The sequence below is a fragment of the Streptomyces sp. P9-2 genome (genome assembly GCF_051903975.1).
GTDB lineage: Bacteria > Actinomycetota > Actinomycetes > Streptomycetales > Streptomycetaceae > Streptomyces > Streptomyces cellulosae.
The window spans coordinates 128,189-148,946 of record NZ_CP192633.1 but is presented as its reverse complement, the minus strand read 5'-3'; the positions used below and the strand labels follow the sequence as shown (position 1 = coordinate 148,946).

At 63.9% G+C, this 20,758-nt stretch carries 17 protein-coding genes and 3 pseudogenes; 14 read left to right on the top strand and 6 right to left on the bottom strand.

Annotated elements, in window-relative coordinates:
• Window positions 1–291: 291 nt before the first annotated feature.
• Window positions 292–1,455: a hypothetical protein gene (locus tag ACQY0Z_RS00655; protein WP_439811680.1), complete on the bottom strand. Its 1,164-nt coding sequence runs from the start codon at window positions 1,453–1,455 to the stop codon at window positions 292–294.
• A 147-nt stretch (window positions 1,456–1,602) separates the two neighbouring features.
• Between ACQY0Z_RS00655 and ACQY0Z_RS00650 the strand changes: the two genes are divergently transcribed.
• Window positions 1,603–1,791, top strand: a complete 189-nt coding sequence (locus tag ACQY0Z_RS00650; RefSeq protein WP_439811679.1) for a hypothetical protein — start codon at window positions 1,603–1,605, stop codon at window positions 1,789–1,791.
• 291 nt (window positions 1,792–2,082) lie between these two features.
• Here the strand turns inward: ACQY0Z_RS00650 and ACQY0Z_RS00645 are convergent.
• The 5 genes from ACQY0Z_RS00645 to ACQY0Z_RS00625 all read right to left on the bottom strand — a co-directional run bounded on the left by ACQY0Z_RS00645 (window position 2,083) and on the right by ACQY0Z_RS00625 (window position 13,805).
• A protein-coding gene (locus ACQY0Z_RS00645) for an IS5 family transposase (RefSeq protein ID WP_086020240.1) occupies window positions 2,083–2,900 on the bottom strand; the annotation gives its coding sequence in 2 pieces (ribosomal slippage) (window positions 2,083–2,558 and window positions 2,558–2,900; 819 coding nt in all).
• Between the two features lie 192 nt (window positions 2,901–3,092).
• Window positions 3,093–6,050 carry a DUF499 domain-containing protein gene (locus tag ACQY0Z_RS00640; RefSeq protein WP_439811678.1) on the bottom strand — a complete coding sequence of 986 codons (2,958 nt, stop codon included), beginning with the start codon at window positions 6,048–6,050 and terminating at the stop codon, window positions 3,093–3,095.
• Between the two features lie 8 nt (window positions 6,051–6,058).
• On the bottom strand, window positions 6,059–7,891 hold the full coding sequence (locus tag ACQY0Z_RS00635) for a hypothetical protein (RefSeq protein WP_439811677.1): 1,833 nt from the start codon (window positions 7,889–7,891) through the stop codon (window positions 6,059–6,061).
• Between the two features lie 1,022 nt (window positions 7,892–8,913).
• Window positions 8,914–12,138: a helicase-related protein gene (locus ACQY0Z_RS00630; RefSeq protein ID WP_439811676.1), complete on the bottom strand. Its 3,225-nt coding sequence runs from the start codon at window positions 12,136–12,138 to the stop codon at window positions 8,914–8,916.
• Between the two features lie 572 nt (window positions 12,139–12,710).
• Window positions 12,711–13,805, bottom strand: coding sequence for a DUF1152 domain-containing protein (locus ACQY0Z_RS00625; protein ID WP_439811675.1), 1,095 nt, complete (start codon window positions 13,803–13,805; stop codon window positions 12,711–12,713).
• Between the two features lie 80 nt (window positions 13,806–13,885).
• Here ACQY0Z_RS00625 and ACQY0Z_RS00620 point away from each other — a divergent pair.
• The 13 genes and pseudogenes from ACQY0Z_RS00620 to ACQY0Z_RS00560 all read left to right on the top strand — a co-directional run bounded on the left by ACQY0Z_RS00620 (window position 13,886) and on the right by ACQY0Z_RS00560 (window position 20,664).
• A pseudogene (locus tag ACQY0Z_RS00620) lies at window positions 13,886–14,626 on the top strand (GntR family transcriptional regulator).
• 251 nt (window positions 14,627–14,877) lie between these two features.
• Window positions 14,878–15,315 carry an ATP-binding protein gene (locus ACQY0Z_RS00615; protein WP_439811674.1) on the top strand — a complete coding sequence of 146 codons (438 nt, stop codon included), beginning with the start codon at window positions 14,878–14,880 and terminating at the stop codon, window positions 15,313–15,315.
• Between the two features lie 89 nt (window positions 15,316–15,404).
• Entirely contained in the window at window positions 15,405–16,133 is a 729-nt protein-coding gene (locus ACQY0Z_RS00610) for a GntR family transcriptional regulator (RefSeq protein WP_389582265.1), read from the top strand.
• 125 nt (window positions 16,134–16,258) lie between these two features.
• Complete coding sequence (locus ACQY0Z_RS00605) at window positions 16,259–16,609, top strand: SCO3933 family regulatory protein (RefSeq protein WP_389582263.1); 351 nt, start codon at window positions 16,259–16,261, stop codon at window positions 16,607–16,609.
• A 5-nt stretch (window positions 16,610–16,614) separates the two neighbouring features.
• Window positions 16,615–17,388 (top strand): annotated as a pseudogene (locus ACQY0Z_RS00600) (FtsK/SpoIIIE domain-containing protein); the annotation flags it as partial.
• Window positions 17,389–17,425: 37 nt separating this feature from the next.
• Window positions 17,426–18,243, top strand: a protein-coding gene (locus tag ACQY0Z_RS00595; protein WP_439811673.1) for an IS5 family transposase whose coding sequence is annotated in 2 segments (ribosomal slippage) — window positions 17,426–17,768 and window positions 17,768–18,243 — 819 coding nt in all. Because the reading frame shifts where the segments join, the coding sequence is not laid out codon by codon here.
• A gap of 10 nt (window positions 18,244–18,253) precedes the next feature.
• A pseudogene (locus ACQY0Z_RS00590) lies at window positions 18,254–18,862 on the top strand (FtsK/SpoIIIE domain-containing protein); the annotation flags it as partial.
• Between the two features lie 82 nt (window positions 18,863–18,944).
• Window positions 18,945–19,151: a hypothetical protein gene (locus ACQY0Z_RS00585; protein ID WP_439811672.1), complete on the top strand. Its 207-nt coding sequence runs from the start codon at window positions 18,945–18,947 to the stop codon at window positions 19,149–19,151.
• Window positions 19,151–19,786, top strand: a complete 636-nt coding sequence (locus ACQY0Z_RS00580; RefSeq protein WP_439811671.1) for a DUF2637 domain-containing protein — start codon at window positions 19,151–19,153, stop codon at window positions 19,784–19,786. Before ACQY0Z_RS00585 ends, ACQY0Z_RS00580 begins: the two co-directional genes overlap by 1 nt.
• 18 nt (window positions 19,787–19,804) lie before the next feature.
• Window positions 19,805–20,005: a hypothetical protein gene (locus ACQY0Z_RS00575; protein WP_439811670.1), complete on the top strand. Its 201-nt coding sequence runs from the start codon at window positions 19,805–19,807 to the stop codon at window positions 20,003–20,005.
• On the top strand, window positions 20,005–20,196 hold the full coding sequence (locus tag ACQY0Z_RS00570; RefSeq protein WP_439811669.1) for a mobile element transfer protein: 192 nt from the start codon (window positions 20,005–20,007) through the stop codon (window positions 20,194–20,196). The genes ACQY0Z_RS00575 and ACQY0Z_RS00570 overlap by 1 nt, the downstream gene beginning before the upstream one ends.
• Window positions 20,197–20,206: 10 nt before the next feature.
• Window positions 20,207–20,401 (top strand): hypothetical protein, encoded by a 195-nt coding sequence (locus ACQY0Z_RS00565; RefSeq protein ID WP_389582245.1) that lies wholly within the window; start codon window positions 20,207–20,209, stop codon window positions 20,399–20,401.
• Window positions 20,402–20,415: 14 nt separating this feature from the next.
• Window positions 20,416–20,664, top strand: coding sequence for a SpdD protein (locus ACQY0Z_RS00560; protein ID WP_439811668.1), 249 nt, complete (start codon window positions 20,416–20,418; stop codon window positions 20,662–20,664).
• The last annotated feature ends 94 nt before the right edge of the window (window positions 20,665–20,758 follow it).

Here is a 20,758-nt window from a genome sequence, read left to right as displayed (position 1 = left end):
TTCTGGGCCCCGCTGGTCTGCCGACCATCAGAGTCGACCGCTGTGGTTGCGGTACTCCACTGCAGTCACGCTCGCCAGCGGTCCCGGTGCGCCCTTACGCAGTTCAGGTCGATGCTGTGCCGGGGGGTGGTCCGCAGGGAACCTGGTTCGACGCCTCCGCGGATTACAGCGGGATCGTCACTCAGTACGACGGCCCCGCCGGCCACCCATCCCATGGCCTATGAGCTGATCGGTAGTTCCCCGGCGCGTTCACGTGCTTGGGCCCGTATCTCCTTCAGGCGGCCGCTAGTCTCACCCGGAGCGGGCGAGACTGGCCCGGAAGAACGGCAGCAGCGGGGGCGGCATCACGGCGGGGGATTCGAGCAGCTCCCACTGGCAGCCAGGCACCTTCTCGTCGAGGTCGCGGAGCGCCTGCCGCATCATCAACAGACCCACGGACATCGACGCTTGGTCCGCCGGGGACCAGTAGCGACTACTCACATCGGTCATCAGCAACAGCCCCGGCGCAAGAGTTCTGCCCATCACCCATTCGTAGGCCGCGTCATCCAGCAAGTTGGCCTCAATCTCCGCCTCGACCCGTACGCACAAGTCCAGAGCCCATTCCTGGGTCGCTCCGCTCGCCTCCCAAGCGTCCCGTAGATCGTCCAGGGTCGCTGTCTCCGCCAGACACAGCAGGGTGTCGAGAACAGGGCGGTCGGGGAGGGTGCTCATACCGCCCTCGGGGGGAAACACCTCGTCGGCAAGATTCGGGACGTCCGAGACTGTGTATTCAGCCATAGACGCCCATGGGTTAGACCACCCCGCAGGCTGCATCGCTCGCAGCACATCACCGATTCCCTGGGGCGTGATGACGGCCCCACCGCGCAGCACCGTGGTCACTGCCGCAGCCGTAACCTCCCCGTCGGACAGATTCGGAGGCTCTGGGTTCCGGTCCAGCTCAGCCAGCTCCGGCGGAGGCCACACCACACCCCGGTTACGCATGCACCGGATGATCCCCTCATCGATCCGACGGGCCCGGGTGGGAACGAGCCGGACCCGCTGACCGGAGGCGACCACCTCGTCGGCGACACGCTCCGCCCACTCCCCCTCGTCCTCCCGGGCTATCGGGCCCTTCTCACCGAGACCGGTACCCAGACCCCGGACGGCTTGCCCGAAGGCTCCCCGTACTGCATGCTCCGGCACCGGATGTCCTTCGCCGAACAAGGTCAGTGCCAGATGAAACGGCCGAGCACCACGCCGGGCCAACCGGGCGAGCGCCACGACCAAGCCGAATGCCTCGTCAACCGGAACCGATGCACTCCCGCGCCCCCGGCCCAGTGCCCGCAACGCGTGCCTTGGCAGCAAACCCGCCCGCCGCCAGGACGCGAGCTGCTTCACCGACACCCCGTAGCCGTGGTGGCGCGCGTGGTCGATGAGCTGCTGATCAGCGGATACCGGACCACTCGTAGAAGACATGGCGCGAACCTACCCACTCCCGCCACAAGAGGACGTGGCTTTGGGAAATATAGAGACCCCCCACCTTCACCAAGGCCAGGTGCACCGCACATGGTGCTCTTGGGGAACCGCCGGACTACACGGCCCGGCAACGAACCAGGAGAACCCATGTTGAACACCTTCACCGACCTCCTCCCTACAACCGGCCCCCTGCCCTGGGCACTGATCACGGCCCTCTACATCTGGATCACCGTATACGTCGTCGTCAGCGTCGCCCTGCTCCACCCCGGCTGCTCCCGGCGGAAGGAAGCCCGCAAGATCCTGGACTGCCACCTCCTCGTCCCCTGGACGCTGTGACCTCCCACAGAAGTGACTAGCCTAGATCTTTCGCGAGGGTCTGCCGATGAAGTCGGTGGGCCCTCGTGCCTTCCGGAGCTAATGGTGGGCAGGCCGGCGCCCCGGCTGTCGGGTCGGGTGGGCGCCAGGTTCCACTGTCCGGGGCAAGTGATGTCGTCGTCGGGCCAGTGGACAGTTACTAGTTGCCAGGGTTGGGCAGGAGCGCGAGCCGTTCGACAGCCGTAGCGATCTGGCCGGTCCAGGGCCAGTGGCAGACGAGGTTGAAAATCCTGCGCCGACTTAGACCGTGTCCTACGTGGTGAGGCGGACGAGCCGCTTGTAGCAGCACAGGGTGGCGGCGAGTCCGAGAAAGGCCAGGTAGTTGCGGGGATCTCGCTCGTAGCGAGGACTCAGGCGGCGGTAGCCGGACAGCCAGGACATCGTCCGCTCGATGACCCAGCGGCGACGCCCTAATCGTTCGCTGGACTCGATGCCCTTGCGGGCGATGCGCACGCCGATCCGCTTGCCCCGGAGCCATCTGCGCAGGTCGGCCCGGTCGTAGGCTTTGTCCGCATGCAGGCGCTGGGGCTTGAAGTACCGGCCGCGGTAGGGGTCGTGTCTCGTTTGGTGACCCTCCACCATCGGCTTCAGACCTTCGCTGTCGTGGATGTTGCCGGCCGAGACGCCGACGAGGAGGGGCAGTCCGTTCGTGTCCGACAGGATGTGCATCTTGGAACCCGGCTTGCCCCGATCCACGGGGCTCGGACCTGTGTGTTCGCCCCCTTTTTCGCCCTCACGTGGGCGGTGTCGAGCACGACGCGGGTGACGTCGAGGAGGCCGGCGTCGTCGAGCCGATGCAGCACGGCCTCGTGCAACCGCCCCCAGACACCGGCTCTCGACCAGATCAGGAACCGCCGATGGGCGGTCGACTTCGAGACGCCGAAGCAGGGCGGCAACGCACGCCAGGCGCAGCCGGACACCAGGACGTAGATGATCGCGGCGAACAGCGTCTCATCAGGCGTGTCCTGTGTTCCGCCGCCCTGCGGCCGCACCTTCGACGGCGGGATCAGCGGCTTCGCGATCTCCCACAACCCGTCCGGAACAATCCAACTCCACGTACCCCGCCCCATGAACGAAACAACGACGCCTCACCACGTAGGACACGATCTTAGTGCCAAGTGGCCGTTGCTCGTCCACGGACGGGCCACGTACGGCTGAGTGGCAAGCACGCTTAGAACACGTTGGTTCCTTCCCTTGCTGGCAGAGGAAGGAACCAACGCACGCTGACTTGTGCCACTCACGCCGGAAACGTGTCTGTTGAGCTACAGATCATCGTCCTCGGTCTGACTGGTTGCGTTGGGGACTTGCTCGGCTTTTGCGATCAGGGATCGGGTATCGCCGGATGCGGCCGATATCGTTATCTGCAGTCCAACCATTTGCACGTCGTTTTGACCTTCCTTCGCTGGATCTATCAATGAAGCGATTTCGCGAACAAAGTGCCAGACCTGGTCCCGTTTCGCGGGATCAGTGACTGAAGAGAAGGGAAGGTCAATTACAGTTGTTTCGAAGGATTTCTCAGCCGAGTTGGTTTGCCGATCAAAGCGTGCGGTGGGAGACGCCTCAACTTGGGCCGAAGTAATAGAATCCACCCGCCCGTCGAGGCCTTTGGCTCTGTGATCGAACGCTTCGGCAGCGATTACTTTTTGCCGACTGGATTCTGTCGGCTCTTCGCTCAAGCGGGGACGGAGTTGCTGTTGGAGTGTAGCTGACTGGATCTGTGCTGGGCTACTTGGCCGGATCTCTAGACCGTCACTGTCAGTCAACATCCACTCAGACGAGGTTGCCAACTTGAACAGCGCCTCACGCATCTCCTCGTCGGTCTGAATGAGAGGCCAAGTTGGATCGCTATACGGGTATGCAAAAATCTCCTTTGGAGTCAGATCGCGTCCATAGCGGCCAGCCCGAATCAATTGCGCAACGTAGTCAGCTGATAGCTGGTTTGCTTGTACAGCCCGCTTGTCTGATACCAGCGCAGACCATACGTGCCCACCTGAAAGTGACGTCTGCGGTTCCGGTAGTGTCTTGTATTGCACAACGAGGCCGTTATCCGTACGCAGCACGAATGCATAATGCTGATAGGCTCTAGTAACAGCCTCGTCCAGTTTCTTGCTGGCCTCATCGCGGCGAGCCTGCGCTTCACTGAGCTCGTCGCTGTCGTCCGCCAACTGAGCAACGACCTGGTTCCATGCGAGGAAGTCCCGGGCGAACGCCTTAGCCCTATCACGACGTTGGGTGGTGGCTACCGCCATCACCAGTGAGGATGCGAACGTGCTTGGTAGTCCAGGAGAGACGCCGTAGACCATGTCAATGTCGGCCCGGGTCGCCCTGTCCCTTCCATTCAAAAGAGTCCAACGCCGAGGGTCTAGAATCACCAAACGTGTTTGCTGCGAGTCCAACCCGGCAAACGCCTGGGCGGTGGATATGTCCGAGGGAGGACGAGGCACCTTGTACAGGGCGGAGAACCCCTGTTTGTCCGCTAGATTCTGCGCACGCGTCCATACGGTATCTAGCGCATCGTCGCCGCTGACCATCGTCAGTGCGTTCGCATGGTACATGTTCAGCGTCTGTTTGATGGATAGGTAAAATCGCCCAGGCACTCGTCCTGAAGGTCGTGTACGTTCTAGCGCTCCCAGCCCGCCATCGGCAGGGCTTGCGACAAGGGCATTGAATACCTCTTCCGCGGAGGAATAAGAGACACCGGGCCCAGCGATTGCGGCCAGCAACTCTGATTTTGTCGCTCCTCGGGCCGCACGGGGCCGCGGAACAAGGCTGTACGCCAAGCATGCGGTAGCCATACGACGGGCAGGGAAAGGCTGTCCGGCGTCTACCCCGCTCTCCTTGAGAGAAATGTCGAGGGTATATGCAGTTCCACCTCGCCCCCCAGTATTGACGATGTCGGTGGTCGCCACAGCCCGGTAACCCTGAATGGCACGGTCGTTGCCAGCGAGGACACCGCTGGATAGCAAGGCTTCCAGAGCATCGGTGTGCAAAGGAATGTCACCAACGCCTATGAGTGCAGGTGCCCAACGCCCCGCATCGTGCTCGATGCTCCAGTAAAGGGAAGTTCGCGCAAAGATGGAGACGGTAGACCGTACGCGCTGGAAAGCCTGCACCACAGTCCATTCCTTACTCACCAATGCAAACAGATCCGGGTGAAAAGGATAAGTATCGGCGATCCTCTCCGGCAGGCCGGCCAGAGTCCGCTTGCTGCCCAAAGGCGTGTAGACCTGGTCTTTCCACGCCTCTTCCTGGCCAGCCGCAACGAAGGCTGCGGCGGTTGCTGCAGCGACGTCTTGGATATCGGTGTGAGAGAAGAGGCGGCGCCGAATGATCTGAGCAAAGTCGGACGGTTCGGTGACCGTGACTGTCTCACCATTGCGCTGCAGCCGTGGACTCAGATAGTCGCGGAAAGCTTCAGCCGCGGGATGATAGCCGCTCTCGTCCTCCTCGCTCTTGATCATCACCAGAACCAGAGCAACACTTGGCTGATCATCGACGGCGTCGGTGAGCGCATTCAAGAAAGCCTGCTCACCCGGCATGCCGCCGATGGCGCTCTCATCGGTAAGTGCCATGACATAGTCCATGAGCTCATCGATGAGCACGAGAACCGGCCGATCGACCTCTGCGAAAGCCGCCTGTAGCGTGCTCTTGTTGGCGCCGAGACTGGTGTAGTGCTGGTAGCGTCCCATTCGGTCTGTGTGGTCGGCAAATAGCAACCAGAGGAAGCGACCGAACAAATCTGTGGCTGGGCCGAAGCGTGGATCCTTTTTGCCCGGCGACATGCTGTCGCACGTCAAGATGACTGGTACCACGCGTGACAGGTCAACAGGGTGATGGCTGGAGCCAGCGGCCAAACTAACAGCTCGACCCAGTTCCGATCCGAAGAAGGCATCGGGGCGGCTGATCATGTGCCAGATGCCAACGAGAGCATGGCTCTTGCCGCCACCCATACCCTGATCGAGGTGAAAGCACGCCTGTGCGTCGAGGTCGCTTACACCGAGACGACGGGCTACGCGACCAAGGAAGCCGACGAGTTTAGGAGTGGGCTGGGTGATATCTGTGTAGTAACCAATGTTCGCGTAGGGGACGGGAACCGTCTGGTAGACGGCCTTGGCCAGACTCATCTGCAGTTCGCCGACAGATCCATCAGTCTGCCTGACCTCGTCGCGTAGGGTCAGCACCTCGGCCCAGTGAGCGACGGCAGGGTTGGTAGCGGTCACATCAACTCCTAGAAGAGGCTTTCCTGATTGCGAGTACCGTCTGCTGGATCTGTAGGAGCGGACGCGATCGCGGCAGACGCCTGTACAGTTCCGCGGTTCCGTTTAATGGCGGCTAGGGCTACTGCGACTGGATCCGAAGCTGGCAATTTGGCGGCTACCCAGTCAATGACGGCCCAGAGGTGAGCGTCTGTAGGGGAAAGGTCCGCGTCAGCCACCACAGCTGCCACGGCGTCGGTGCCGGCCCCCCACCTGGCAGCCATTCCGCGGATCACCTCATACATGCTTGAAGCAGGTGTGACTTTGTTCGGTGCGTCGTGACGGAGCCGGTACCCAGCCTTGGTCTCTGTGAGAATCGGGCCACGTAGATCCTCAAGTCGCAGGTCATCGGACTGCGCAAAGAACCGGGCCTCGCCCTTGGGGACGTCTGCTCGTCCATAGAGCTCGTGCCAAAAGACCGCAAGCCGCGTGTGCGGGTCGAAGGTCTCCAGAGGCAGCTCATCCAGCCGGAGCGCAACTGCGTCTCGCACGGCGCGACGGGCGAGCGTCATGTAGTACTCAAGAGGCACCTGTTCCCCGCTCGGGGTGATGACGCGCTCATACCGTCCCACGATTGCGAGAGCTGCTCCATACGAGGCCATGAGCTGGTCCTCAAGCGCTAGGCCATCACTGTCCCACCCACGGCAACGAGCCTTTACGTCGGCGATGACATCTGCATCGACCTGCGCCGCAATTCCCACTGGCCTGGTTCTTGGCGCGACTCGGGCGCCAATTGAAACGGTCACTGAGATTGTGGCCACACCAGTCACGGCAGTTTCTGTCCTGGAGGGCCACGAGGACGTCACTACGAATCCCGCGTCGGTGAGGGCAGTGAGGAGCCTCTTCCATGCCTCCGGATCCGAATGACCGAAGATGACCGTGAGATGTCCATCAGCTTTTAGCACACGGCGAGCTTCCGTGAAAGACCTCGCAAGCATCGCCTCGTACCGCTTTTCGCTGGACCGGTGATCCCCGGCACCCTTTGCCCCGCGGCCCTTGACAATGATTTCGTCGGCCTTGTCCTGTAGCCCGTCTGATCCGTCAGCACTACCGTCGAATAGACCTTGCATGGACTTTCCAAGGGCTCGTTTAAACCATACGTAAAACAGGTCCGACGAGTCAGCGTAGGCGATCATGTCATAGTAAGGCGGGTCGCATACGAGGGCGTCAACTGTTGCATCCCGGTACGGGAGGGCCACTGCCGAAGCACGACGAAATCGTCCCGGCCTGCCTGACGTGTGCGTTTCATCTACGATCTTTTTGAGAGCGTTCAGGAGACTGGCTGAGACTGATCGCCAGGTACCTGGCCCCTCCCCTGGTCCGGCTTCGAGGTAGTCAAACTGGTGCTTAACTACGGATTGGGACGAGAAGATGTGATCGACTTGTACGCGATTCTGCCGCGCCCCGTTTGGTGCGCCGTGCGCAAGATTGCTGGCCCCGCGAGTGCTGCGCTTGATTTGTCGCACGATATTACTCGAGGCGTACCCTGCTAGAGCAGCTGCATATTCCGGCGACACGACAAGCGCGAGTTCGTCATAGATGTCACGGATCACGCGGGCGGTCGTGGCGAACAGAAGCGATTGCCGTTTGTTCATCAGTGAGCCATATGACATATAGCCATATCCGCTTCCCCGTACGTTGTCCTTGTTGCCATCAGGAATCGGCTCGTCAGGTACCGCGCTCAAGCCATCAAACGTCGGGAGGTCGTGGGGGTTAGCTCCTTCGGCCGCCTCTATTTCATCGGGACGGGGAGTCCTGAAAATCTTCTGATTGGTTTCCTGGTCTGTTTCTGCGACCGCCAGCATGGCATCTGCGTACTGATTGGCGAACCCCTTTGCCTTAACGACATCGAGGGAATGCGAGTGGCCACAGTTCGAAAACGGGCAGCGTGCCGATTTACCCCGCTTGCCGGGAGGCGCCGTGAAGGTTGCGTCCTGTGTGGGCGCCCCTGGGTGAATTTCGACCCGCCATGTGTCGCCGTTTGTGACAAGGTGCATGGACTGACCAGTGTCTCCCGTGCGCATATAGGGGTGTCGTAGTGTCATTGATCCAACAAGTGGAAAGCGGCGATGGCAACCGTCACAAGGTACGGTTACCGCCCAAAGGTATGCCCATGGGCGCTTCCCATTGCTCGCCGGCGGATAGAACGGCGCTACAAGCTCCTCAACTCGGCGGCCAATTTCGGTGAGTACCAGCCGGACATCCGTCACGAGTCGCGATTCGTGACCTGACGTGGTGGCGACATCGAAGTCCAAGGTTGTGGAGCTGTCTCGCGTCTCGTCTTCTTCCACCTCTAGGATAGAAGTGCTGGCGAAAGGCAAAGAGGGTTCACCCGACCAATCGCGCAAGGGATAATCAGCCAATAGCCGGCCCGCCAAAGTGGCGACTGGAGATAGGTCGGTTCCTACGGCAGTCGCCCCGAACCTCGCAGCCTCAAGCGGAATGATTCCACGGCCTGAGAACATGTCGAGCACGACCGGCGGCTTAGCTGGATATTGGGCTGCGATTCTTTCCCGCAACCGCGCCATCGCTCCAGTATCGCTGCTCAATACTGCCAGTTTGATGTCAGACCGGTTCATGGGCGTATCGGGCAAGAGCGCACACAGTACGGCGGCGCGAGCCTGGGCAATCGGCCGTGAGGCGAACCAAGTGAATAGGGCTTTCTCGCTCCGGCCTGACCCCGTGGGCGTCGCCACAGCTGCGTCAACCTCAGCACAAGGGAACCAAGTGTCGATCATCCTTGCGGCAGCATCAGGGGCCGGCCCGGCTGGTTCACTTTGCGCATCTGACGTGCTGCTGCCGGCGGTGCGCCTATCGGGACCTTTTGTCACTTCTGTTCTCCAATTAGGCGATTGAGTTCTGAGAGGGGGACTTGGAAGCGTTCAATCCGTCGCGGCCCTCTGAAGGCGTCGGCAGGATCCTGCTGGCGTAGTACGACCGTGGGCTGAGTCGCGCATGAGGTGACTACATAGAGCCAATATGTGTCGGATCTCTGTTGCGCCTGCGCCCACTCGTTTTGTTCCAGCCAGATGGACCGCAGAGAGCCTTGTTGCCCCTTCACTTCTACTAGCCGTTGTTCGCGTGTTGACCGGTGGCGGGCGTAAAGGTCATAACCCAAACCTGCATTCTGGCGATCATCGACGTCGAAACCGTGACGCTCCAGCTCGCTCACGACTGTTGCGATGGCTACCTTTTCAGCATCTGGGTCATAGCCAAGCGTTTCGAGGCGGGCGCCGCCAGTTACGCTTACCCAGCCGACGAGCCGCACGGCACTGGCTGTTACTCCTGCGATGTCTTCGAGAACTGTTTCCCGAGATGCTTTCGAGGCAGCGAACTGCTCTAGCAGGACCCGTCTTTCCTCTAGTGGTCGGTCCGCTATGGATTCCTCGAAACGGTATTGTGTGGCATCCAGTTGAGAACGCGCCGCCTCTATCCACGATTGTCGCTCGTTTTTTAGAAACGAGACCTGCTGCCGCAATGTCGACCGAGCAGCGTTGTGTGCATCATGGCGTATTCCGGGTGGAAGAGAATGCGGACCGGATGAGACTGGATCGTTCCGGTCGGGCGCGCGCAGCTTCATGAGACTATCCCAGGCGACGGGAACGGCTTGCCCAAGAGAACACCGGATCAGAAGAGGTGCTTTTTGGATGGTTCTCGTTCGACCATCGTGCACTTGAATGTCTGCATCGAACAGCGTCAGCACGTACGAGGTCAGAGATCCGTGATCTATAAGTGCAGTACCCCGGACGAGATCGCTTTCGCCAGTTGCCAGTGCGTGCCTTATTAGCTCTTGAAATGGTTCTTCAGTCGGTCCGAGAACGATGACGTCATCAAGACCGGTTGCCCCGTCATTGATGGCCTGGCGCACCGAATCGCCAGCAGCGGCAACGTGTGCATGCCACGAGCCTCCGAGTGCTCCGGGTAGCGGTGCTTGGGTTGCTTCCACGGAGCGGATCCCTTTTGCTGGACCCGGTCCCACGCTCCATCCCTCGCTTCGGGCGACTTGGTCCACCATCGCTTCGACGATGATGGGATTGATAGCCTCAAGACGGTCCGCCGCGAATCTTTCCAGAGCTTCCGTGACGTTGGCCGGCGAAGCTAGGGTGCCCTCCTCGGCGACAAGCGCTTGTGCAGATGCGATCAGCGTATTAGCGTCGGGTATGGTGACTTCGCGGCCAGCCTGCGCGTCGACCATAGCTTTTCCCCAGTCAAAACCTGCGCGTTCAGCTGTTGCATCCAGGAGATCGTAGATCTTCCCCTTAAGGGATCTACTGGCGTTTTCGAGATTTGTGAGCATAACTTGTTGGACGCGACCTTCTCGAGTATGAGGCGCCACCAAGTGATATACATGTACAGGATTTTTCTGGCCGATCCTATGTAGCCGCCCCATCCGTTGCTCAAGCCGAACCATTGACCAAGGTAGATCCCAGTCCACCATCACGTGAGCGGATTGCAGATCGATGCCTTCTCCGCCAGCATCGGTGGAGATCAGTACTTGAAAATTTCCTGCCAGGAATCCCTCTTGCAGGGCATCGCGCTCCGTATGGTTGATCGACCCGTCCAGAATTTCGGTACTGTATCCCGATTCCTCGAATCGTCCTTTCAGCCACCGGGCAGTGTCCGCGAACTCGCTAAAAACAAGCAGTTGCCCCGTGCCGTCGGCCTCTATATGGTGCCGCTCCATGATCTGTGTCAGATTTATCCACTTGGCGGAAGTTTCGGCAGACTGGGCCTTAGACAATGTGTGGAGAAGGGACTCGATGTGAGTCATCTCAAGGGTCTTATTTTTGGTGCGCGAGGTTACCAAAGCGTGCTCCGCCTTGGTCCATGCCTCGTCGTCATCGGCTGCGATGCCGAGACCATCCGTTGTTATGAGATCGTCGGGGAGAACCGGCTGTGACCGTTGATGCCCAGCTGCCTTAAGAGATGCTTGACGGCGACGCAATGTAGCCGCTGCTGCGAAAAGGGATGATGCGGCCCGCTTGCCGTAGATGGATCTCGCAAGAGTTGCAGTGTCGCTATAGAATGTCTCTACATATCCCATGACGGCGTCGTATGCTGCTGATTCGTGTCTGTTGAGTGTCACGGGTACGGTTTCTGAAAACCTCGGCTTGAAGAGTTTGGTTCCGTCGTGATCGATAAGGTCCTCTTTCATTCGGCGGAGGAAGGACAGCTTCGAGGGCACCAAGGCGGTGTCGTAGTCACTCGTGCGGGGATCCCACGGATAGAGGGTGGGATCTAGCAGGTTCATCAGTCCGCGAAAATAGTGCTCCTTTCCGCGGTGGGGTGTCGCAGTCATGAGGAGCAGGTGATGTGAGCAGTCAGCGAGCTGACGCCCAGCGGAAAGAAATTGACTTGTTGGGGTGAGCCTGTGGGCTTCGTCAAAGATGACCAGGGACCAAGAGCTTCGCGATCCTGCTACCTTGCGCCGCACTTCGGCGTTATGCGTATATAGGTCTAGGGAAACTATCCAGGTGTCAAATCGGGGATCTAGATCGGCAGGATCGACGGCGACCGTCGTGGTGATGCGCTTTGCTTGCACCCCAAAGAGGCGTAGCAGGTCGCGTTCCCATTTGGTGACTAGATGTGCTGGGACGACAATTGCTGTTCGCCCTTGGATCAGCCCAATTCTTCGCCCCTCCGTCAGATACATACCGGCCATGATTGTTTTTCCGGTTCCCGGCTCGTCCCCAAGTAGGAAGCGGAGACGGGGTTGGTTCAACATGAATCCGTGGACGGCCTCGTCTTGGTGGGCGAAGGGCTTGAGAGGGCGCGTTGCTAGTACGGCGGAACGGATGCGAGGCACGGCGTGCTGCATCCAACGTCCCCAGAGGCCTGTCAGTGCGCGCTCCGGATCCCCGCCGCGATCGTTGAGAGGGACCAGACTCTTGGCCAGTTGGTCATCTGTCAGGAGGATGCGCTGAGGCGCTCCGGCGGCATCTACGACGAACAACTCAATGGTGCCGTCTCCTGCGTGATCAGCGTCGCGCACGGTGACGAGGGCGCCGTCCACACGCACCTGTGCGCCCTTTTCAGGCAGTTCAACTGCCATGGTCCCACCCCCACACTGCAGTCGGCGTAGCCCTAGGCCCGCAGGTGTGCCACCGGGTGGTGCGACTTGCGTAGGTCCCTAGCCGTTGGCCCTTGACTGCCCCTACAGTCCAACCGGGCTCAGGGCACGAGGATATGACGAGGCGTCGCTCGATGTCAGCGGCACAGGACGATCTCTGTGCTTGTAGTTTCAAACCGCACCTAACGCGTGGTCGGCTGTCGGTGTCGGCGGAGCGGGTTTGGCCGGTGGCCTGCCCGGTCTGGGGTCGAGCATGACCAGGGGGCCGTACGCTGGTTGGCAACTCGGGCAGGCTTTGGACCTGCCCGCAATGTGCACGAGTGGCCCCCTGGTCTTGCTCGACGCGGGACCCGGACCGGGGAGGTGGCTAAAGCCGTGGAGCCCCCAGCCACGACGTTTCCTTCTCTGAGGGCAGTTGGCTAATTACTGTGCGCGCGGCATGGGCGCCGGCCGTGCTGGAGCGGGGCGGAGACAGGAGCGCAGGCCCGGCCGGGGGCCGGGCCGCCCGCGGGGAGCGGAGCGAGCCGCCTTGAACCCGTGAAGAAGGTTGTAACTCAGTCGTCGGCTGGGATGCACCACAGGGGAGCGGCGTACTGCTCTGGGCGGCTGCCGATGAGGATTTGGCGTAGCTCGTCTCGCTGGGAGCCGCGGAGGTTCAGGGCCTCGGTGATGTGGCGGAATGTCGTGTGGGTGACTCCGCGGGCTCGGGCCTCGGTCTGGAACTCGTCGAGTCGCGACAGCACGTCGGCGGGATCGAGCTTCGTGGGCCGCTGCTCGGTGAGCCAGGCTGCCTTGTTGCGCTCGTAGTCGATTTCCGAGAAGCCGCAGATCTCGCGGCTGTATGCCTCGGCTTCTTCCAGAGTGGCGGTCGTCATGATGGCGCGGGCCAGGCTGTTGCGGCTGACCGCGTCGTCCAGGTCGACTTCGTGGACCGTGGGTCCCTCGTCCGTCAGGGGTACGGGAAGGCCGGCGTCGCGTACCTCGCAGATGCCCCGGGCTCCGCGGGCTGTCGCTGCGAGCATCGCGGTTGCTTCGGAGGGGTGCCACTCCAAGACGTTGCCGATCGTCTCCACGTCCTTCGCTGTGAAGGTGTGGACGAGGGCACCGAGCAGGGGGCGTAGGTCGTCGGGTGGGATCTCGCCGTCCAGGCCCGGGCCTGCGATCAGCAACCGGATCGGGGCGTTGACCTGGCAGCAGGCGGCGAGGGTGAGGGCGTCGGCGAGTGGGCTCTTGAGCGTGGGTTCGTCGCCCCGGGCGAGGATGTCGCCGCCGACGTCCAGCAGATCGATCGACGTGGGGGCCAAGTGGTCCGCCAGCTCTTCCAGTTGGCGCGTGATGCCTTCGGCGCCGTGGTGCGGGTCGAGCAAGGCGAAGGTGTGCGGGAGCTCTGCCGCGAGTCGGGGGAGCGTGGAGCCTGCCGGCGCGATTGGCTGCGCCTTGGCCGGCACCGACCAGACGGAGTGCGTGAGGGGTTCGAGCCCAGTGAAGTTGTCGGCTCCTCGCGGGCCCGGGACTGGGTCGACCAATAGGCGGTCCCAGGCGTACGTGAGGATCACCGCCTGGTCCTCGTCGCCGTACAGCGCGGCGTGAAGCATTGCGGCGGCGACTGCGTCGCCCCCTCCTCCTGCTGCGACGATCAACCGCGTCATGGTTCCACACTACGGGCTTCGGTGCTGGCCACTCACCCTATAGTGGCCAGAGGCCATAGCCACTTAAACGAGGAGGGGTCGTGCCGCAGATCGAGGAGGCTCAGCCGAAGTATCTCCAGATCGCCCACTACATCCGTGATCAGATCCTTCGCGGTGACCTGCGGGCGGGGGACGAGGTGCCCTCGGAACGGCAGCTGGCGGCGGACTGGAAGGTGTCCCGGCCTACCGCGGCCCGGTCGCTGGAGGCGCTGAGCCATCAGGGCCTCGTCGAGAAGCGCCAGGGGTCGGGTACCTATGTGCGGAGTCTGGAAGTCAATCGGCGGGCCCGGGAGTTGTAGGGTCGCGCTCGGCAGACGGGGAAGATCTACACGCCCGGCGAGTACGCGGTGATCATGTCGGCGGGCTGGATGGACGCGCCCGATCATGTCGCTGAGGCCCTGGGGCTGTCGAAGGATCGTAGGGCCGTGCACCGCCGGCGGGTGACCAACAATCAGGACGGCCCGATCACCCTCTCCACGTCGTGGTTCGCGCCGGACGTCGGCCAGCGCGCGCCCAAGCTCCTGGAACCCGAACGGATCCAGGGAGGGACGCTGATGTACGTCGAGAACATGGCGGGGCGGAAGGGCAGTTACGCGGAGGACCGCATGTGTGCCCGGAGTGCCACCGACGAAGAGGCGGCTGACCTGCAACTGGGCGCCGGTTCGCCCGTGTTGGTCGTTCATCACGTGGTCTATGACCTCCAGGACAGGCCGCTGGAGTTCGCCGAGGCGACCTATCCGCCGCACCGTTGGGCGTTCGAGCAGGGCTACCCCCTCACCTGATGGCGGGCTAGTTCGCGCGAACGGCTTGCGCGGGGCAAGTGGCTAATGCCACTTGGAGAAGGGGGCATGGCGTGACGAGTCAGCGACCGGATCAGGGCACGCGCTTAGCCTGCCGGGGATGCCGGGGGCGCGGCTGGAAACGCGTCAGTTCGCGTACGTCGGTGGCCCTCGCCACCGTAAACGACCGCACGCGTGCCTCGTCGAAGCGGCGCTGCCTCGACTGCGACGGCAGCGGCAAGGAGTGAGCGTGGATGGCCTACGTGATCGATCGCTGTCCCAGCGAGGACTCGCCGCGGCTGGGGGCGATGACCTTACATCCGACTCCGGAGTCGGTGCCCCGAGCCCGGCGCTGGTTCCGGAAGTTCATCGCCCCGTACAACCCGGCCTGCTCGGTCGACGACTGCACGCTGATGATCTCGGAGTTGGTGACCAACGCGATCCTCTACGGGCGGGCAGACGAGGCGTGGGTAGTGCGTGTGGAGTGGTTCCGGGAGGCCACTTCGCTGCGTGTGGAGGTGCACAACCCGGGGTTCCCGGCGAGCGTGCGCCTTCGCCGGCCGGACGCCAGTGACGCGCACGGGCGCGGGCTGCTCCTAGTCGACTCCATCGCCGAGTCGTGGCATTCCGGGCCGAGCCGTTTCGGGGGAACGGTGGTCTCCTTCGTGATGGCCGATGCCTGGCCTGTATGAGGGAGGTGTGCCCCGCTTCTACTGTCGCGCTGGGATAGTCGCTAGTCTGGTTGACCGGTTGACTTGGCCAATCTCGACAGGCGGCGTTCATGGCGTATGAAGTGGAGCCACCCAAGTACGTGCGCCTCGCGGTGACGATTCAGCGTCGCATCGAGGACGGTACGTACGCGCCTGGCACGCGGGTTCCCAGTGAGAACCAGCTGGTGCAGGCGTTCGGGATGTCACGCCCCACGGTCGTGAGGGCGCTGGAGCTGCTGAAGCGGGACGGCTGGCTGGAGTCCCGGCAGGGGTACGGGACGATCGTGCGCGGACGGCCCGCGGTTGTCGAGGAGAAGGATCGGCGCGGGCTTGAGGTCCTGGCGCGTGACGAGTCGCAGACCCCCGGGCGTTTGGTCGAGGTCGGTCAGGTTGCGGTTCCGGCGCGTGTGGCTTCAGCTCTGGGGCTGCCCAAGGGAGCCAAGGTCGCCATGCGTCGGTTCCTGGTCGAAGAGGACGGCGAAGCGGTCGAGCTGGTTTCGTCGTACTTCCCCGCCGGCCTCGTCGAGGGGACCGAGCTGGCCAGCGGTGATGCGTTGACGACCGGCGTGCGCGAGCACCTGGAGGCGCGCAAGAAGGTGCGCTTCGATCACGTGACGGAACGGGTTTCCGCGCGGCTGCCCGACGCTGCCGAAGCGGCGTTGCTCGGGCTACCGGACGGTGTCCCCGTCCTGAGCGTCCTCGTGGTCGCCTGCGACGCCTCCGGGCAAGCGTTGCAAGTCTCTGACGTGCTCCTTCCTGCCGATCGGCAGGAACTTGAGGACACCTACCGCTTGAACTGAAGCTGCCTGACGGCGCCTCAAATCGCTCTCGAATCACGCTTGACAAGTCAACCTGGCAACCCTAGCTTCGAGCTTGCTAAGTCAACCTGTCAGGTTGGTTGGCTGACTCAGAAGGAGACATCTCAGTGCGTGTGATCCGTATTGACGCCTCGACCGCCACGATCCTGCTCACCGAAGCGCCGGCGCCGAAGGTGCGCGACCGGCAGACCGGTGAGATCGCGAAGGACGCCGTGAGCGGCGAGGCACTGATGACCGTCGGCGTCGTCTACATCGACGAGGGCGAGTCGTCGCTGATCCAGGTCACCATCCCGGAGAGCGGAGTCACGGAGGGGCTGACCGTCGGCGCTCCGGTCGCGCTGCCGGGACTGGTGGCCCGACCGTGGGAGAGCGTGTTCAACGGCCAGCAGCGCCACGGCATCGCCTACCGGGCCACCGCCGTCGCCCCTGGCGACTTCCCGATGGCTCAGGCGGGCTGATCGACGTGACGGACCTGGCGACGGTGGCCGAGCTGGGCGGGTCGCTCGCTGCGATAGGCGGCGCGGCCTACGTCCGGCACGCTCACCCGGCGGCGTACTGGTCCACGGTCGGGCTCCCGGTGTCGGTGGCCCGGCTGCTGGCCTCGTACACCTCGACGATGGACGCCTGCGGCCTGACCGTTGAGCCTCTGCGGTGGCGTGCCCTGGCCGTCAAGGCCACCACCCGGCGGGAGGTCCGGCCGGTTCCGCCCCGCCGGGGCCTCCTCCGGCCCACGGCGACCGGCCTCCGTATGCGACTGCGTCTGGCTCCCGGCCAAGAGCCGGCGGATGTGGCGGCCTCGGCCGAACGGCTGCGGCACGCATGGGGCGTCCACGCCGTGCACGTCCGGGACGTCAAGCCCGGGGTCGTCGAACTGCGGCTCGTCGGCTTCGACGTTCTACGGAAGGTGCGGATGGCCCGCAGTCGTACGGCCCTAGGGCTGCTCCAAGTCCCCGTGGCCCTGCGAGAGGACGCGATCCCCTACGTCCGCGACTACCGCGTCGTACCGCATGAACTCGTCCTCGGCGCCACGCTGTCGGGCAAGTCCATGTACCTGCGGAACCTGCTCGCCGGACTGGCCGCTCAGTCGGTCGCCCTGGTCGGCATCGACTGCAAGCGCGGTGTCGAACTGGCACCGTTCGCCGCCCGGCTGTCCGCGCTCGCCACCGACCCCGACCAGGCGGCCGAGCTGCTGCCGGTGCTCGTCAAGGAAATGGAGGACCGATACGACCTGATTAAGATCGTGTCCTACGTGGTGAGGCGTCGTTGTTTCGTTCATGGGGCGGGGTACGTGGAGTTGGATTGTTCCGGACGGGTTGTGGGAGATCGCGAAGCCGCTGATCCCGCCGTCGAAGGTGCGGCCGCAGGGCGGCGGAACACAGGACACGCCTGATGAGACGCTGTTCGCCGCGATCATCTACGTCCTGGTGTCCGGCTGCGCCTGGCGTGCGTTGCCGCCCTGCTTCGGCGTCTCGAAGTCGACCGCCCATCGGCGGTTCCTGATCTGGTCGAGAGCCGGTGTCTGGGGGCGGTTGCACGAGGCCGTGCTGCATCGGCTCGACGACGCCGGCCTCCTCGACGTCACCCGCGTCGTGCTCGACACCGCCCACGTGAGGGCGAAAAAGGGGGCGAACACACAGGTCCGAGCCCCGTGGACCGGGGCAAGCCGGGTTCCAAGATGCACATCCTGTCGGACACGAACGGCCTGCCCCTCCTCGTCGGAGTCTCCGCCGGCAACACCCACGACAGCGAAGGACTGAAGCCGATGGTGGAGGGTCACCAAACGAGACACGACCCCCACAACGGCCGGTACTTCAAGCCGCAACGCCTGCACGCCGACAAAGCCTACGACCGGGCCGACCTGCGCAGATGGCTCCGCGGCAAGCGGATCGGCGTGCGCATCGCCCGCAAGGGCATCGAGTCCAGCGAACGATTAGGGCGCCGCCGCTGGGTCATCGAACGGACGATGTCCTGGCTGTCCGGCTACCGCCGCCTGAGTCCTCGCTACGAACGCGATCCCCGCAACTACCTGGCCTTTCTCGGACTCGCCGCCACCCTGTGCTGCTACAAGCGGCTCGTCCGCCTCACCACGTAGGACACGGTCTAAGGCCCGGCAGGGAGTCGCCCCGGGCACCCCGGACGAACTGATCACCTCCGACATCTGGGGCCTGCCGGAAGTCGAACGTCCGGCGCCCGTCGTGCTGTTCGTCGACGAGGTGGCGGAACTCTTCCTCGTCGCGACGCGGAAGGAGGAAGAACGCCGTGACGAGATGGTGACCCAGCTCATCCGACTCGCCCAGCTCGGCCGAGCGGCCGGCATCTATCTGGAGGTCTGCGGACAGCGTTTCGGCGCGGAGCTGGGTAAGGGCGCGACCATGCTGCGTGCGCAGCTCACCGGCCGCGTCTGCCACCGGGTCAACGACGAGGCGTCCGCCAAGATGGCACTCGGGGACATCGCCCCGGAGGCCGTATCCGCCGCTTGCGCGATCGCTTCCGAGCGACCCGGCCTCGCCATCGTAGGTGACACCTCGGGCGGCTGGTCCCGCATCCGCACCCCCAACCTCTCCCTCGCCGACGCTGCGGCCACCTGCCGGGCCTCGGCTCACCTCGCCCCCGACGTACCGGTCCTCTCACCCTTCCGGCCGTACGCCCGTCCTACGGCTCTTGAGAAGCCCGCCGGGCCGTCGAGCAGTCCGCGGCCGGTCACCGAGTAACCACGCCCGATCCCAGCACCGGTGCCGTCCTCACGCGCCGAATCCCTACCCCGTCATACCCAAAAGAAGGAGAGCACTCGCCATGTGCCCCGACTGCGAAGACTTCCTCCGGACCGTCTCCTTACTCGGTCAACTCGCCCTCTACGCCGACACCTCGGGTGCCGACGAGGAGTTCGTCGTATCCGTGGCGCCGTCCTTGGTCGTGTCCCTGCCCGAGCCGCCGCCCGGCGTCTTCCCGCCCGGTTACGACCCCGACGACGGCCCGGACTACCCCGGCGAGTCGTCCTGATGGCCCGCCCCGCCGTACGCGTGGACGCGGTCCTGGTCCAAGCCGTCATCGCCGGGGCCCTGTCCTTCGCCCACCTGCACGACCTGGCTGCGGCTGCAGGACAGAGCGGATGGAAGGCGTGGGCCTACCCCGTCTCCGTCGACCTGCTCCTCGTCGCAGCCTGGCACCGGCTCCGTTCCGGCGGGTCGAAGCCGGCCGCCTGGTGCTGGTTCGTCGTCGCCCTGACCGCGTCACTCGGCGCGAACGTCGCGACCGCCGGCCCTCTCGACCTGGGCGACGTGCCGGACTGGCTGCGCATCCTCGTCGCCGGATGGCCTGCGATCGCCTTCCTCGGCGGAACGCTTCTCGCGCACGGCTCACGGACACCAGAGCCGTCGCCGGAACCGGTCCCGACAGACGGCGACGACCTCGGAGCCTCGACCGACCCGGCTCCCGAGCCGCATCCCGAGCCCTCGCCGACACCTCTCCCTGTCCCTGCCTCTGTGCCCATTCCGCCCGCCCTCGTCGCCCTGGCCCGCAAGGTCGCCGACGAGCACCGGACGCGGACCGGGACAGCCATCGACACCTTGACCCTGCGTGCCCGCCTCGGCGTCCCAATGCCGCTCGCCGAAGCCATCACCGCCCACCTCATCTGACCCGGAGGACATCCCACCGTGCGTCCGTCCACGCTCCGCGCGCTGAACCGCGCTGCCGAGCTGACCCGACAGAACCGCCTCACCGAAGCAATGCTCATCGCCGAACCCGTGATCCTCACCGCCGACTTCGACGAGGGCGAGGAGATCCGGCGGTGGCTGGTCGACCACGTCACCGACTTCACCAGCGAGAACCACCAGGACTCCAAGGAGCTGCCCTGATGCCCGCCAACCCGGGCTTCCGCCGTGTCGTCCGCATCGGCCCCGTTCAGGTCGCCACCTACTACGACGGCCGGGGCCGCGAGAGGCACGCCGCGGCCTGCACCGCCCCGCGCTGCGGCTTCTCCACCGACTACGACACCCGTGCCGCGGCCGAGCTGGCCGCCCGTACCCACCGCTGCCGCGTCCGCTGAGGGAGCTCCCGTGACCGTCTCACTGCCGCTCGTCCTGGTCCTGGGTCTCATCGCCTGGGGCGCGATCAAGTTCCTCGGCGTCCGCGTCTGGATCGTCGTCGTGATCGCGCTGTTCGGCTTCCTGCTCTCCCGGACCTTCCTCGCCCCGGCGATCGACTCCGGCACTCGCTCCGGGGTCGACGTCGTCAACGGCACCCACCACTGACAAGGAGGTACGCCGTGCTCCGCCCCAAGCTGCCGGACATCCCGACCCTGCCCACGTCGAACACCATCAGCCCCCAGCACAGCCACACCCCGGCGCCCTCCGCCGGCCGCTCCCTCACCCCGTACGTGGGCGCGGTCGCCGCGGTGGTCGTCGTCGGGGTCGTGCTCACCGCGCTCCTGGCGGCGGTCGCCGTCACGGCCGTGTCCGTGGCCATCGCCGCCGTGGTCCTGCGCTCGCTCATCAACGGCGCGAACAAGCGCTGACCGGCCGCCGGGGCGGCAATCGCCGCCAAGCATCCCGCCGCCCCGGGGCCGTCCCTCGCAACCGCCGAAACAGTCGAAAGGAACTCCCATCATT

What these genes read in the sequence shown, in the direction of transcription:
- ACQY0Z_RS00570 (WP_439811669.1), top strand. Translation starts at nt 20,005, where the DNA reads ATGCCCGCCAACCCGGGCTTCCGCCGTGTCGTCCGCATCGGCCCCGTT.
- ACQY0Z_RS00615 (WP_439811674.1), top strand. Translation starts at nt 14,878, where the DNA reads ATGGCCTACGTGATCGATCGCTGTCCCAGCGAGGACTCGCCGCGGCTG.
- ACQY0Z_RS00650 (WP_439811679.1), top strand. Translation starts at nt 1,603, where the DNA reads ATGTTGAACACCTTCACCGACCTCCTCCCTACAACCGGCCCCCTGCCC.
- ACQY0Z_RS00585 (WP_439811672.1), top strand. Translation starts at nt 18,945, where the DNA reads ATGTGCCCCGACTGCGAAGACTTCCTCCGGACCGTCTCCTTACTCGGT.
- ACQY0Z_RS00655 (WP_439811680.1), bottom strand. Translation starts at nt 1,455, where the DNA reads ATGTCTTCTACGAGTGGTCCGGTATCCGCTGATCAGCAGCTCATCGAC.
- ACQY0Z_RS00635 (WP_439811677.1), bottom strand. Translation starts at nt 7,891, where the DNA reads ATGCTGGCGGTCGCAGAAACAGACCAGGAAACCAATCAGAAGATTTTC.
- ACQY0Z_RS00610 (WP_389582265.1), top strand. Translation starts at nt 15,405, where the DNA reads ATGGCGTATGAAGTGGAGCCACCCAAGTACGTGCGCCTCGCGGTGACG.
- ACQY0Z_RS00630 (WP_439811676.1), bottom strand. Translation starts at nt 12,138, where the DNA reads ATGGCAGTTGAACTGCCTGAAAAGGGCGCACAGGTGCGTGTGGACGGC.
- ACQY0Z_RS00625 (WP_439811675.1), bottom strand. Translation starts at nt 13,805, where the DNA reads ATGACGCGGTTGATCGTCGCAGCAGGAGGAGGGGGCGACGCAGTCGCC.
- ACQY0Z_RS00580 (WP_439811671.1), top strand. Translation starts at nt 19,151, where the DNA reads ATGGCCCGCCCCGCCGTACGCGTGGACGCGGTCCTGGTCCAAGCCGTC.